General features: G+C 38.0%; 8 protein-coding genes. 2 read left to right on the forward strand and 6 right to left on the reverse strand.

The genetic code is table 11. From position 1 onward, the window contains the following. Window positions 1–71 precede the first annotated feature (71 nt). On the reverse strand, window positions 72–2,459 hold the full coding sequence (locus tag LEP1GSC199_RS16815) for an ATP-dependent Clp protease ATP-binding subunit (protein ID WP_002988298.1): 2,388 nt from the start codon (window positions 2,457–2,459) through the stop codon (window positions 72–74). Between the two features lie 115 nt (window positions 2,460–2,574). On the opposite strand from LEP1GSC199_RS16815, the gene LEP1GSC199_RS16820 reads away from it, so the two are divergent. Then, window positions 2,575–4,611 carry a SpoIIE family protein phosphatase gene (locus tag LEP1GSC199_RS16820; RefSeq protein ID WP_039927201.1) on the forward strand — a complete coding sequence of 679 codons (2,037 nt, stop codon included), beginning with the start codon at window positions 2,575–2,577 and terminating at the stop codon, window positions 4,609–4,611. A gap of 19 nt (window positions 4,612–4,630) precedes the next feature. On the opposite strand, the gene LEP1GSC199_RS16825 is transcribed toward LEP1GSC199_RS16820, so the two are convergent. From LEP1GSC199_RS16825 to LEP1GSC199_RS16835, 3 genes are read right to left on the reverse strand one after another with little or no spacing between them, the layout of a single operon-like run. Beyond that, a complete protein-coding gene (locus LEP1GSC199_RS16825; RefSeq protein WP_002988177.1) occupies window positions 4,631–6,556 on the reverse strand; it encodes a hybrid sensor histidine kinase/response regulator in 1,926 nt (641 codons plus the stop codon). Between the two features lie 8 nt (window positions 6,557–6,564). After that, window positions 6,565–7,431 (reverse strand): patatin-like phospholipase family protein, encoded by an 867-nt coding sequence (locus tag LEP1GSC199_RS16830; protein WP_002988152.1) that lies wholly within the window; start codon window positions 7,429–7,431, stop codon window positions 6,565–6,567. A 37-nt stretch (window positions 7,432–7,468) separates the two neighbouring features. Continuing rightward, a complete protein-coding gene (locus LEP1GSC199_RS16835) occupies window positions 7,469–9,979 on the reverse strand; it encodes a cation-translocating P-type ATPase (protein WP_002988260.1) in 2,511 nt (836 codons plus the stop codon). 54 nt (window positions 9,980–10,033) lie between these two features. On the opposite strand from LEP1GSC199_RS16835, the gene LEP1GSC199_RS16840 reads away from it, so the two are divergent. Continuing rightward, on the forward strand, window positions 10,034–11,383 hold the full coding sequence (locus LEP1GSC199_RS16840; protein ID WP_002988215.1) for a C69 family dipeptidase: 1,350 nt from the start codon (window positions 10,034–10,036) through the stop codon (window positions 11,381–11,383). Here the strand turns inward: LEP1GSC199_RS16840 and LEP1GSC199_RS16845 are convergent. Further along, window positions 11,342–12,547, reverse strand: coding sequence for a glycerate kinase type-2 family protein (locus tag LEP1GSC199_RS16845; protein WP_002988052.1), 1,206 nt, complete (start codon window positions 12,545–12,547; stop codon window positions 11,342–11,344). The two genes, LEP1GSC199_RS16840 and LEP1GSC199_RS16845, sit on opposite strands and share 42 nt — an antisense overlap. A 3-nt stretch (window positions 12,548–12,550) precedes the next feature. Then, entirely contained in the window at window positions 12,551–14,812 is a 2,262-nt protein-coding gene (locus LEP1GSC199_RS16850) for an NAD(P)-binding domain-containing protein (RefSeq protein WP_002988343.1), read from the reverse strand. Between the last annotated feature and the right edge of the window lie 18 nt (window positions 14,813–14,830).

Here is a 14,830-nt window from a genome sequence, read left to right on the forward strand (position 1 = left end):
GTTGTGTGTCTCCCGATCCAATTCTAAAAAAATTTTGTCTAGATCCTTAAAATTCACCAGACCAGTAAAACTTATCGTTTTGATCCGACAGTTTCCGGAATGGATGCAAATTGTAATTGTTCGCCGTTCCAATCGGCTCGATATCTTCCCTCACCGATGGTTCCCGATAGAATTTCCTTTGCCAAAGGTCGATTCACAATTCGGTTAAAAACACTTCCCAATGGCCTTGCTCCAAATTTTGGATCAAATCCTTGTTCCCGTAAAATGTGTTCCGTACTTTCGGAAAGTTCAATCACAATCCCTTTTACCTTTAACCTCTCATTCAATTGTCTGAGTTGTTTTTCGATTAGTTTTTCCATAATCGAAGAATCTAACGAATGATAGGTTAATATTGCATCCAATCGACCTAAAACTTCAGGTTTAAAGTCTGCTTCAATATTTTTAGAGTTTGTTGTCAGAATCAATATGGTATTTTTGAAGTTAATCGTTCTACCTTTGTTGTCCGTCAATCTTCCTTCGTCCAAAATCTGAAGTAGAATATCGGAAAAATCAGGATGTGCCTTTTCCACTTCATCAAAAAGAACCACAGAGTATGGTTTCCTTCGAATTGCTTCTGTCAGAATTCCCCCTTCTTCGTAACCAACATATCCCGCCGGGGCACCGATCAATTTTGCAACTGAATGTTTCTCTGAATACTCACTGAGATCCAATCGAACCAAATTAGTTTCTTGATCGAACAAAAACTTTGCTATCGCTTTGGCAGTTTCTGTTTTACCCACTCCAGTCGGTCCTTTTAATAAAAAGGATCCAAGGGGTCGTGACTCAGAAGAAATTCCCGCATAAGACGTAAGTAGCGTATCTGCAATTTCACGAACGGATTCTTTTTGTCCATACACGACCGTATTGAGGTCATCTTCCAAATGGAGTAGATGGTCTTGTTTTGTTTTTAGAATCTTTTCTGCTGGAATTCCCGTTTGTCTAGCGATAACAGCAGCTATATGATTTCTTTCTAAAATCCAACTGTTTTGAAAAGTACCTAATTCTTTTTCCAATTCAGGAAGGACTGCATATTTCAACCGAGAAGCCTCTGTATAATCGGCTCTTTGTTGTGCTGCATCCAAATCAAATTTTACTCGATCAATTTTATTTTTGATTGAGGCAATTTGTTTCAAAGAATTGACTTCTTTCTCCCAAACGACTTTTCCTTCTTGGAATTTTTTTTCAAGACCTTCGATTTCCTTTAAGATGTCTTCGTTTTTCTTTTCCACTTGGGCAAAGATTTTTTTTGAACGAATTTCACTTTCCAATTCCACAAGTTCCGTAGGCATGGCTTCCGCAGAAAGTTTTAATGCGGAGGCAGCTTCATCTACTAAGTCAATGGCTTTGTCTGGCAAAAATTTATCTGTGATGTATTGGTCTGATAAAAGCACTGAGGCATAGATGGCTTCATCGGAAATTTTAATTCCGTGGTGGATTTCATGTTTATCACGAATTCCCATAAGAATTTCAATCGCATCTTCCTTACTTGGTTCATTTACGGGAACCGCACGGAATCTTCTTTCCAATGCTTGGTCTCCTAAAATGTATTTTTGAAATTCATCTTGGGTTGTGGCTCCAATACAATGCAGCTCTCCCCTAGCAAGAGCTGGCTTCAAAAGATTGGCAGCATCCATGGCCCCATCTGTTTTGCCTGCACCTACCAATTGGTGGATCTCATCAATGAAGAGGACTGCTTCGCCTGCTTGGCCTTTGATGTAGCGAAGCATGACAGTTAATTTTTCTTCAAACTCACCACGATATTTTGTTCCCGCCATCAACTGGCCCATATCTAGAGAAAAAATAGTTTTTCCTTTTAAGACATCGGGAACACGTCCCTTTACGATTTGTTCTGCAAGCCCCTCGACGATGGCTGTTTTTCCAACACCAGCACTACCAACTAACACTGGATTGTTTTTTGACCTTCGCCCTAAAATTTCCATCACGGAACGAATTTCTTTACTCCTTCCAATGACTGGATCGAGTTTTCCTTCGCGGGCGAGATCATTCAAATTCACAAGAAAATTGGGAACCTCTTCATCGGTTTCCTTCACTTGTAAATCTTCATAATTGATTTTTAACTCTGGTAATACCTGCGGCAAAAACTTCAGGAAGTCTGCTTCTTTCAATTCCTCTCGGCCATTTTCTGCGGCTCGAGATGAGGCCATAGTGAACCACTGGGCCAGTTTTGGCGAAGTTCGAAGTGATTCAAAAGGGATTTCTCCCGAAGCCCTTGCTTGTTTCTTTAAAAATTCATCTACTGTCGATTTATATTTGATTAATGTTTTTCCAGAAACAGAAGTCGGTAGGGTCATAAAACCCCAAACCAAATGGTAAGGAGTGATTTCTGTGTTCTGTCTCCTTATAGCCTCTGTTTGCGCAATGTCCAAAGCTCCTTGGACGTTGGAATCATACTGTTTCATAGTGTTTCCCCTCTCTTAGCACTCTTATGGTTAGACTGCCAATTTTGCGTTCTTAATACAAGTTTTTTGCGGAAATTCACTTTCTCTTCCCAAAACTCGTCCTATTATAGTACAAATGTTCCGAATCTCCCTTTCTTTTTTCCTTTTTTCCGCTGATTTTCCCCGTTCGGAATCTGCCAACCAGGGAAAGACCAAGGTGGAAAAGAAAACACTGTTTCTTTGGAGGAATTCCGCTGTTTGGCTTCCACTCTTCCTGATTCTTTTATTTTTCAATGTCCCTCTTCGGTCCTTCCCACTCTCCATAGAAGAATCCAAAAACTATAGAGATATAGGAAAGCATTTTGAGTATGTCATCGTTCCCGAAAGGGAATCTAGTTTGGATCGAATTTTAAGAGAGGATACTCTCTGGCGACCTAATCCAAAAGCTACGATTTCTTTCCCACGCCTGAAAGATCCTTTGTGGATACGAATCACTCTGATCCATTACGGGAACTTACCCCATACCTTCTTTTTACACTTCTCAAGTCCAGTGGTAGATGTTTTTGAATTACATACTCAGGTGAAAGGAAATTGGATTACGCAAGTCTCAGGGGAACAAGTTCTCCAAAGAAACAAGCCAATTTATTCTCACATCCCGGCTTTCCCTGTCACACTATCACCAGATGAAACAAGAACTATCTATGTAAAAATAAACTCAGCCAATCCAATCTTTAATTTTGTTTCGGTTTATAACTCCAGGAGTTTTATTGCGTTTTCAAAGAAACAGGATATCTTCTTTGCCGCCTACTTCGGTGCGGGGTTTATGATGTTTCTTTTTAGTTTATTTTTAGCACATACTTTACGTTATAGAAAATTTTTCTATTATTTCTTCTACTTAGCTACCGTACTCTTAATCAATTCGTTCTCTACTGGGTTTATACAGTACATTGAGATAGGTAATTCTCATACATGGAAAAATTATCTTTTCCCAATCACTATATATTTGACTTCTGTATTTGGATTGTTATTCACCATTGAATTTTTAGAGACAGAGAAAAATTTCCCGAAAGCAACAAAACTAACAAAAGGATTTATCCTTCTATTTATTTCGTTAATATTTTCCATATTCTTCTTAGAACTGAGGAACTTTATTCAACTGGGAGTAACACTCGTCATCATCCCAATAATATTAGCATTATCGATTTCTACGATGGCTTTTTTCAAAAGCAAAAAGAAACTAGAGGTAATCCTTTTTTTATTTGCATTTGGATCAATCCTTATCGGGGCCGCGTTAAATTCACTCACGGTCCAAGGACTAATCCGACCGATTCATTTGTCTTCTTATTCGCTACCATTAGGTTCAGCAGCCGAAGTTTTCTTTTTATCTATGGCATTAGTTCTAAAGGTATCTGATTACAGAAAAGCAACAGAAGAAAAACAGGAAATTGATCTACAATTAAAGATCGCACAGAAACTTCAAAATGGTCTTTTGCCTAAAAAACGAACCCATGCCAATGGTCATGCTTTAGGATTTCGTTATTCACCAGCTTCCGATATAGGGGGTGATTTTGTTCAAATCATCGTAAAAGAACATGAGATTGGTTTATTTTTATGTGATGTTTCTGGACACGGAATTCCTGCGGCCATGATTGCATCCATGACAAAGGTTTCCTTACAAATTTGGGATGACTCTTTAGACAGACCCGCTTATGCTGCGGAAAGAATCCGATTGTCACTACTCAGTTCTCTCTCAGGCCATTTTCTAAGCGCCTTCTTTGTATATCTATATCCTGAAAAACAAATTATGAAGATCGCCAATGCAGGGCACCATCCGATGGTTTATTTAGATCGGAAGGGGAATCTAGAACATATCACAAGTTATGGAAGAGCAATCAACGAGTATATCGAATCACAAATGGTTGAAAAAACATTACCACTTCCCAATTCGGGAACCTTAGTATTATATACTGATGGAGTGATTGAAGCGAGAAATGCCACCACTGGAGAGTTATTTGGTGAAGAACGTTTTTTTGACCTTCTACAAACTTTAGCAGCGAATGATCCGCAGACTATTTGTGATCAGGTAATCACAGAAGTGGAAAAATTTCAAAAGTCAAAACGATCCGACGATGATATTACAATATTAGCAATTTCTTTAGAGAAAGAAACTTAAGAACGAATTTGACAATTGATTAAAACATTGTTTTCCAAGCTGGAAAATACAAATCAAATTCGGTTCCTTTCTCTACACTAGAATTAACAAGTATAGTTCCACCCATCTTCACCATGATGCCATAAATGATGGGCAATCCAAGTCCAGTTCCTTTACCACCTTTGGTTGTAAAAAATGGATCAAAAATTTTTTCGATAATGTCTGGTGATATTCCCGAACCATTATCAGTAAATCCTAACTTCCAATACTCAGTGTTTTTCATAAATCCCACATGAAGTAACTCAGACTTTTCATATAAGATTTTGGAAAGAGAAATGGTGATTTTGGGATTTGTTGTTTCTTGCAGAGCAAAGACGGCATTTTCATATAGATTAGATAGAATTTGAAAAATTTGAATTGGATCTGCATTCACATACGCGGGTTCATTCCCCAAATCCGTAAACAAAGTGATTTGATTGGATGATACTGTCCGCACTTCTTTTAAAACCTGCAAAAGATGTTCTCGAAGATCTAATTGTTTGGAAATGGAATTATCAATTTTAGAGTAAGTTAAGATTTGTTGGATTAGGTTTTTTGCTCGGTCCAACGATTTTGAAATTCCTTCAATCGCCGGTAAAGACTTTTGGATCGCTTCGTTTGTTTCAGTTTTAGACCATTCAGAATTTAAATAAGAAACATAGGCCAACATTGGTGTAAGAAGATTGTTAAAATCATGAGCAATCCCACCCGCAAAGGTCCCTAGCGCTTCCAATTTTTGTGATTGGGCATAAGCTCTTTCCAAAACAATTTTTTCCGTAATGTCCTTTGCTTCTAGTACAATGTATAAAATTTTTCCAGATGAATCTGTAAGTGAATAGAAGTCACAGTCAAAGTATTTTTCTCGCCCGTCAGACAAACTATAACTTACAAATATCTCAAAACTTTGGTTCTTTAACGCAAGTTTCATTCCATAGGTTAATTTTTTAATCGATTCTTGATTTGAGTTTGAAAAAACAGACCGGATCAATTCCAATCCTTGAATATCGGGTTCGTCTCGTTCAAAAGACAATACAGCAGTGCGATTCATGCGAATCACATGACCTTGTAAGTCCAAAAGAAAAATTGCTTGTGACGAATTATTAAAAATACCTTTAAACAACTGTTCGTTGAGTTTGATAGAATGTTCTAATTCAGAAAGATCAGATATATCGTGGATGGTTCCAAATATACGAAACCTTGAATCTTCGAACCTTTCCGCTTCCAACCAAAGATTAATTTTTTTCCTCCCCACTTTAGTATTCAAAGTAACAATCATTTCTTTAGAATGATTATCTTTTAGAAGGTCTTCCCATACTACCTTAATATGATCATGTTCAGTTGGATCAAGGAGGGACCATACCTTTTCCATAAGTGGGATTTCGCCGAAGTCAAAACCCAAAATCCTATACAACTCTAATGACCATAAGGTATTTTTTTCTGGAAAAATTACTTCGAAATGGCCAAGATGAGAAATTTTCTGGGAACGAGTTAATAACTCTTCACCATGAACCAACATGTCCCAAGCTTTTTTTTGGGAAACTTTCAGTCGATAGGCTTCTAACTCACGATTCACAACAAACGGAAGTTTAATGATAGATGACTTCGGCAAAAATTCTGCTGCACCCAAATTGAGAAATTCAGAAGCGGCCTCCTCTGGGAGAAATTCTGTTACTATAATCACAGGCAAGTCTGGATTGATTTCTTTGACTCTAGAGATAACGTAACGACCGTCAAAATCTGGCAGATAAAAATCAGAAATGATAATATCCCAAGTTTCGTCATTGATTCTCTGTTCAAATTCCGCTTTCCATTCAGCCCTTTCTGCAAAAATAGAAAACCCAAAGTTTTGAAGAACAGAAACAATTGCTTTATAAGAAGCAAGAGAATCTTCTACGATCAAAACGTTGAGTTTCTTTTGAATGTCCATAGTATTCGTTACTGATTAAAAAAACCAAATACAGGTAATTCTAAATCTCCCAAAATTTCAGCCTTGTGTCGGTAGGCAGTTCCTCTACCTTCGGCAAGGGCAAACTTACCTTTAGAAAAATCATTCGGAGATAAATAAGGAGTGTTTGTTTCCAATCGGATGAGTTTTTTTCCTTTTTCTTTTGCCAGTAAAGATTTTAAGTCCTCAGATTCCGATTCAATGATTTGCACTGAAGCATCTAACGCTCGTTTCATCGTATTTCGACTTAATGGCCTGTGATTGTTGATCTGGTGGATTACGATACGGTCGATACTTGGATCTAAAATAAGTTCTTTAATTGGTTCACCATCACCGATACCCCCATCCAAAAACTCTTCTCCTTGAAATTCTTGGACTTCATACAAAAAAGGAAAGGCAATGGACGCCATTACTGCATCGAGCACGTTTCCTTCCATGATGAGTTCTCGTTTGTTTTTGGAAAGATTGGATACGGCAATTCCTAGTTTAATGGGTAAGTCAGAAAACTTTTTATTCCCAAGGTAAGGATATAGAATGTCACGTGTGGCTTTGCCGGTCAAAACTCCACTGTAGCCGTTTAAACCTTTACGCAACAATCGACCGAGCATAGTCAGGGAATTTCCTTCCCAAAAATCTTTTTTCCGCAATCCCAAAACTAGAGATTCAAAGTCTACCATCTCTCGCCCCGTTGCATACAAGGCACCGATCATAGCACCCGAGCTGGAACCTGTGACCACTGCGGGTTTAAAGCCAATTTCTTGTAACCCACGCACAAATCCCGTATGGGCAAAAAAACCGAAAAACGCAGATTTTAAACAAAGGGCAGAATACTTTTTAGGGAAGAAGAGTTCTATCATAAGCTTTTACTAAGTTTAGAAACAGACTACGTCCATGTCAGCCACGAAGTAATTTGGAAACTAAAACTTTTGTCATATCGTAAAACAACACTCCCACAAATGCAACCAGTATCGCTGATGAAAACTGCAGAAAATTGAGTGGGACAAACCGAAACATTGTATTCATTCCGGGCAAATACATAGATAGAACAAGTACCCCGATAGTTCCAGCAAAGACATAACGAATGGTAGGATTGGGAATTCTCATTCGGCTCCACATGGACTCATGCAGCGACCGATTGGCCAGGATTAAAAATAAATTAGAAAATACTAATGTAACAAAAGTCGCTGTACTTACCACCTTGGGCGAGGAAGTTCCCTTTAGAAACAATTCAGTGATCCAATAAGAAGACACAACCGATAACAAGGAAAATGCTCCCTGAATCAAGGAATTGATGAACAACTCACGATCTAACAATGGTTCCTTGGTTTTTCTCGGTTTTCTTTTCATCAAATCAGATTCAGCTGATTCTCTTTCGAATACAATGGTACAGGTGGGATCAATGACCATTTCCATAAACACAATATGAATTGCTGACAAAACGATGATTGGCCAATCGAAGATGATTGGGAAAAAAGTAATACCTACTATCGGGATATGAACACCAATAAGATAACCCAAAGCTTTTTTTAAGTTATCAAAAATTTGTCTTCCTATCCGGACAGATTCTAATATGGAAGAAAAAGAATCATCTAACAAAACAATGTCTGCCGCTTCACGAGCTACATCCGTCCCCCTCTCACCCATAGCAACACCAATGTTTGCCGTACGTAATGCAGGTGCATCGTTCACTCCATCTCCAGTCATAGCAACAATCTCACCATCTGCTTTTAACATCCGAACAATGCGCCATTTGTCTTCAGGACTCACTCTTGAAAAAACATTACACTTACGTATGACTTTCTGCATCTCTTCTTCGCTCAGATTCGAAAATTCTTTTCCCGTATATACCAAATGAGATTCCTTTAATCCAATTTGATTTGCAATGTTCTTTGCTGTTTCTGGATAATCGCCCGTAATCATTATCACTCGAATCCCCGAATCGTAAGCAGTTTTGACTGCGAAAGGAACGATCTCTCGAATTGGATCTAAAAATGCCAATAGTCCATAAAACAAATAATCGATTCGTTTTCTTTCCTCGGGGATCTCATTTAAAGGAGACCTTGATTTGGCAACACCGAGCACTCGAAACCCTCTTTTTGCTAATTCATTGGTTTTAGTTGTCCAAAAATCTAATTCGGAAGAATTAAATTTACACAAATCAAAAATCGCTTCGGGTGATCCTTTTGCATAACTAACGTAAGATTCTCCTTCTTTCAAAACACGAACCATCGTTAAATGATCTGGTGTTAATGGAAAATCTTGGACTGATAGTAAAGCGGAATCCTCTCTTTCATGGAATAAAACCAAACAATCGGAGATTGCAATGTCCATTGGATCGAAACTAGGGTGTTTGGAGGCACAATAAGCAATATGGAGTAAGTTTTTTATTTCCTCAGAAAGATTTGAATTGGGATTCAATTCGACAGTTTCCGATTCTGTCACAACGATTCCAATTTTCATTTTATTCTGAGTGATTGTTCCTGTTTTATCAGAACAAAGGACTGTGGCTGCGCCTAGAGTTTCAATGATGGAGGAACGTCTTACCAAAACATTTTTTGTGCTCAACCTAAATGCACCTAACGCAAAGAATATGGTCATAACCAAAGGAAGTTCTTCTGGCATGAGTCCAATGGCAAGCGTCAGTCCAGAAAGTAATCCTTGTAACCATTGGTTTTTGACAATCCCGAAGTAGAGAGCAAGAATCACACACAATGAGGCCGCAACGATAAAGAGATTACGAACGAGACGTGCGACTTCTACCTCAAGCAAAGTTCTACCAATGGCCTCATCAGCAATCTTACGGCCAATCTTACCGATCTCGGTATGATTACCCACAGCCTTGACTCGACAAACCCCTTCTCCACTAACAACTAACGAACCACAAAACACTGGATTCGATTGTGATTTGGTTACAGGCACAGATTCTCCCGTAAGGAGCGATTCATCACAAGAAAACATTCTATCGGATATGAGTTCAGAGTCAGCAGGGACCCTGTCCCCTTCGTTCAAAATCAACAAATCATCATAGACTACATCTTTTCCTTCGATGCGAATGATTTGTTGGTCTCGGATGACATTGGTCCTGGGACTCGCCAGGGAACGTAATGCAGAGATTGCCGTTTCTGTTTTTTTTTCCTGGATGAAAGTGATCGTTATAATCCCCACAACAGAGAACAATAACAACAGTGCCTCTCCCCGATCACCCAAAAGCAAATAAACTATGCTTATGGAAATGAGAAGCAAAATCATCGGCTCCATTACCACTCCCAATAACATCTGAAAGATTCCTTTTTTTTGGGAGGAGCTGATTTCATTAGCACCATACTTCGTACGGTTTTTTCTGACTTGTTCCTGGGTTAACCCCATGAGGATGTATTCTGAAATTTGTTTTGGAATCGAAGGCATATTCTTGTTTGATTTGGTCTTGTATTTTAAAAGAAATCTGTTTAACATTCTAGAATGTGTGACACCTCTCTTGCCACTGAAAAATTTACAAAGACTCAAAAAAGAATCTTTGCCAAAAACTCTGACCGAGAACCAAACGAATCACAATCTATACTTCACGTTCCTCGTTTAGAGCATAAAAAAGGTTCTTTATTACGTACAACTTATATAGAAATTCCCCAAACTCCCGTTACTTATGAAGTTTTTCTAAGTAAACCCTTTCATATGTGGGGTGCGGAAATGGGTGTGAATGAATTTGGTCTTTGTATTGGAAATGAAGCGGTTTTTACGAACTTAAAAATTTCAAAAAGAAATAATGGTCTAACAGGAATGGACTTAATTCGTTTAGCTTTAGAACGATGTAAGTCCGCAAAAGATGGTTTATTTCTAATCACAGAACTTTTAGAAACTTATGGACAGGATGCCTGTGGTGGGTATGAAAATAAGTCGTTTTTCTACCATAACAGTTTTATCATTGCTGACCGCACGGATGGTTACGTTTTAGAAACTGCTGATAGGTACTGGGTGGCAAAAAAAATTGATTCGTTTTATGCCATTTCAAATGGACTTACGATTGGATCCGACTTTGACTATTCTTCTCCTAATCTAATTGATACATTACGAAAAAATTCCAATCGAGATTTTTCTTTTAAAGATTATTTCAGTGATCAGTTTTACACATATATGAGTCACTGTAAAGACAGAAAAAAATTACACGAAGACACTGCTGAGAGTTCAGAAAAAGAAACAGCAAGTTATACAGCCAAACAGGCGATGGAAACTTTGAAAACTCATTTCATCGAAACTGATGAATTTGAACCATCTTCTTCTTCAATGAAATCTTTATGTTTGCACGCAACAGGTCCCACTACACCGAACCAAACCAATGGAAGTCTTATTGTAGAATGGGATACCTCAGAAACCAACCAAGACCCACTTCGAGTGTATTATACAGGGACATCCACCCCTTGTTTGAGTTTGTTCAAACCATTTTATTTTGGGACAAAAAATTTTATAGGATCTTCTAGTTTGTCTTCAGATAAAGCATATTCAGAAACCTTATGGTGGTTACACGAATCAATTGCACGAAAATCCAATTTTGATTACCAAGCAGTTCGATCTATTTTAGTCCCTGCCTTAATTGGGTTACAAGAATCGGTTTTTAATATCTCAAAAGAATTTCTATCTCCTCAAAAAAAGGAAGAAGTCCAATGGCGTTTTTTAAAAGATCATGTCAATATTCTAAAGAAAGTAGATGAAGAATTGATACAGTCTAAAATCGGAAGGAGTCGATGGCAAAATCCACTCTTTCAAATTTACTGGTCAGGACAAAATCGGAAACTTGGAATTCCTTTCCGCCAATAAAAGTATCAAAAGATCATTTACATTGGTTCCTGTCGCTCCAGTGAAAAGAAGGGAATTTGTATCTTTTAAGATGGGATAAGAATTGGATTTCTTAAGTTCAGTTACTGCGTCCCAACCTTTTTCTTTCATTTGTTCCAAAGTTTTGGGTCCCACAATGGCACCGGCAGCATCAGTGGGCCCATCTGTTCCATCGGTCCCGCAAGAAAGAAACATCCAATCCCTCTCTATATCCAAAGATTCCGATAAAATGACCATACGAAGTGCAGTCTCTTGGTTACGTCCGCCTTTACCATTACCAAAAACTGGGCAAACCATTTCACCACCGAGTAGAATGGCTTGTTTTTTATCATTTTTTTTGGCATTTAACAATTCGCTAAACATACGTTCTGCGGTATATTCGCTAGAGTAATCCCAAGAATCAGATATGACTTTAACCTCATAATCTAATGTTTTTGCTTTTTTTTCCATCGCAGCAAGGGATGCAGATAAATTCCCCATAATATAATATTCACTTCCAGGATAACTTGGTCCAGATGCAATAATTGATGGATCATCGCCGAGTACATCAGAAATCGCAAAAGTATAAACTTTCAAATTTGGATTTAATAGTTTTAATAACTTACCAGATTTTACAGCAGAATATTTTTTTCTCTCCGCATTGATTTCATGGATGGGAAGTCCTTGTTTTAATAAATTCTGATTTAATTGGACTATATCATCTATAGTAAATCCTAGTTCTGGAATTTCGAATAAACTGGACCCACCACCTGATAACAAAACAACCAATTGGTGGTTTTTGTCTAAACTCGAAAGATCTTGTAAAACTTCGCGAGAATACAATTCTGAATTTGTATCTGGAATGGGGTGAGACGCCTCTCTACATTTCCAAACTCCCATCTGGCCTTTGGTTTTGATCTCTTCTGGAAGGTGATTGTATTTTGTGAGGATAAAACCTGCATCGACGGAAAAGTATTCCTGAAAAGACAGTGCCATAACATAAGCCGCTTTCCCTAATGCAAAAACATAAGTTTTTTTATCTGGGTTGTTTAGAATTCTCTTTAGGTCGGAATGTTGGTTCCAAAACTCTAAAGAAAGATATTTTGGCGTTGCAGCCCGAACACCCTCAATAAAAAGAGCTTCGATATCTTCTCTTAAAGTGCTCAATTTTTATTTCCGTAACTTTGCTTGAATGGAATCATACCGAACACCAGAGGATGCCAACTGTCCAAACTCCAATACATCGGTCGGACAAAGTGAAACACAAGCAGAACATCTTACACATTGTACGCTATCCATTGGTATTCCTCTGCTGGCATAACCCATAACATCAATTCCCTGATGGCAGTTTTTCGTACAAATATTACAAGAGATACATTTCTTTTTATCAGAAAATATTCGGAACCTGCTAAACTTAGCATAAATATGCATAAGGGAGGCTAGAGGACAGAACATACGACACCATATCCTTCCGGAAAAAAGAAAGTAAAAACCAACGCCTACCACACCTGCAAGCCCAATATCTACAACGATATCATAAAGCCATTTTACAGAATCAGCAACGGACTCACTCAGCGCCAAACTTGAATCACTTAGCTTACCATACACTCCAACTAATTTGAGTAGCGTAAGGAGAAACGCAACAAGCAGGATGTATTGCCCAGAATGTTCCAACCGATATGCCCATTTCCCGTGAGGCATCTTTTGTCTATGTTCATCACCTAAGGTTTCAGCAAGACCACCACAGGAACAAATCCAACCACAATATGCCCCTTTTCCATATCGATATACTAACAGCGGTATAAATCCAAAACTAAACAGAACCCCATAACCTAACCAAAAATTGGTGATCCCGCTATCATACAAAACCCCCATACTTAGGGGCCAGGCCAAAATAAAACCGTAAGCTTTCCAATAAGCATCTTTCGGAAAAATCTCCGTTCGGATGTATCCGTCGGGACTACCTAAATAACCCAAATCTCCAAACGCAGGTAAAATTAGTTCTGGCAGCAAAAACAAAAAGAAAACTTGTACAAAAATCAAACTAAGAGTTTGGTAAAAAATATAATCAGTTTTCCTAACCAAAATCCTTCGGATCCCAAATACCAAAATAGTTAGAGAATATAACATGGTATAGTGGAAGGAAGGGTATTTTCCGAAGAGCGTATAACCAAAATAAGTCGTGCTTAAATACACAAAAAGAAAATAGCTGAAAGCCATAAAAAGATAAGTATTTCTTATAAAAACCCAAGGTTGAAAAACCCCGAGTCCATCCTTTAGCTTCAAATAAACAAAAAGAGACAAAGTGAGAACCGATATACAAGCGAATGCTGTGGCTAATGGGGAAAACCAACCCGGCCCATAAAAAGAAGCCTTTCCGAAATAAGCAAGGACAGCAAATGAAAAAAGAGAAAAAAATCCTACCCAATCCGAAAACGATTTTTCATTTTGAATTTTGATTCCTATTTTTTTTAAAAAGGAAATTGGTGGTGTCGTTCCGATTAAAATATAAACAATATCAGATTTTAGTTTAATAGATGAATGGAGAGTTTTCACAAAAACGTTCTGTTCTGTTATCTCGGTAACTTCTGCCTCCATAAGAAGATTTATTTTTCCCTCCCGAACCTTCGTTTCTAAACCTTTTCTATTTTCCTCTTTCGGCCTTTGAAATTCCTTTCCTCTATGAATTAAGTTAACTTCGTTCGCATAACTTGAGCATGCAATAGCTGCTTCTACTGCACTATCACCTCCCCCGACAATCACAACCGACTTATCCTTTACATCAGAAGGATCGAAGAGGCGATAAAAAACAGACGAATGGGACTCACCCTTCACACCTAACCGTTTTGGATCACCCGATTTTCCAATCGCAATCACTACGGAATTTGTAAGATAAGAATCCCCAGTTTCAGTTTTTACAACATAAAGAGAACCATCATGCTGAATGGAAGAAACTCTTTTTCCTGAATGTAATTCGATTGGTTCTTTTTTTAATAACTCATTGAGATATTCTAACAAATCCTCTTTAGTAGAATCTTTAATTTTAAGTTTGGATAGAGGTTCTAAGTTTTTGGGTTCAGCAAAAATTGGTTTTTGTTTTGGATAACTTTGGATAGTTTGGAATGGTAAATTTGCTTCGAGAACCACATATTTTTTTCCTAACCGACTGGCTTCATAAGCACAAGACAAACCTGCAGGCCCAGATCCAATAATCACTGCATCCAAACAATCGGCCTTTTTTTTTCGGATGTGTTTCCAAACATTCACTCCACTTTCGGCCGCTAATTTTAACAGAGGAACACCCGTTAGATCTCCAATGATAAATACATTAGGAAGATTCGTTTCATACGAATCTGATAGTTCTGGGTAAATTTCCACAGGCCCCGTCGGGACAGATTTGGTTAACCAACGAAAATAAAAAGAGGGCCACATTCTTAAAATTGGACTCGA

This window comes from Leptospira vanthielii serovar Holland str. Waz Holland = ATCC 700522 (genome assembly GCF_000332455.1).
GTDB classification, from domain to species: domain Bacteria; phylum Spirochaetota; class Leptospiria; order Leptospirales; family Leptospiraceae; genus Leptospira_A; species Leptospira_A vanthielii.

Excerpts from the sequence above, each read along its gene's own strand:
- LEP1GSC199_RS16815 (WP_002988298.1), bottom strand. The coding sequence starts at position 2,459 with ATGAAACAGTATGATTCCAACGTCCAAGGAGCTTTGGACATTGCGCAA.
- LEP1GSC199_RS16820 (WP_039927201.1), top strand. The coding sequence starts at position 2,575 with ATGTTCCGAATCTCCCTTTCTTTTTTCCTTTTTTCCGCTGATTTTCCC.
- LEP1GSC199_RS16825 (WP_002988177.1), bottom strand. The coding sequence starts at position 6,556 with ATGGACATTCAAAAGAAACTCAACGTTTTGATCGTAGAAGATTCTCTT.
- LEP1GSC199_RS16830 (WP_002988152.1), bottom strand. The coding sequence starts at position 7,431 with ATGATAGAACTCTTCTTCCCTAAAAAGTATTCTGCCCTTTGTTTAAAA.
- LEP1GSC199_RS16835 (WP_002988260.1), bottom strand. The coding sequence starts at position 9,979 with ATGCCTTCGATTCCAAAACAAATTTCAGAATACATCCTCATGGGGTTA.
- LEP1GSC199_RS16840 (WP_002988215.1), top strand. The coding sequence starts at position 10,034 with ATGTGTGACACCTCTCTTGCCACTGAAAAATTTACAAAGACTCAAAAA.
- LEP1GSC199_RS16850 (WP_002988343.1), bottom strand. The coding sequence starts at position 14,812 with ATGTGGCCCTCTTTTTATTTTCGTTGGTTAACCAAATCTGTCCCGACG.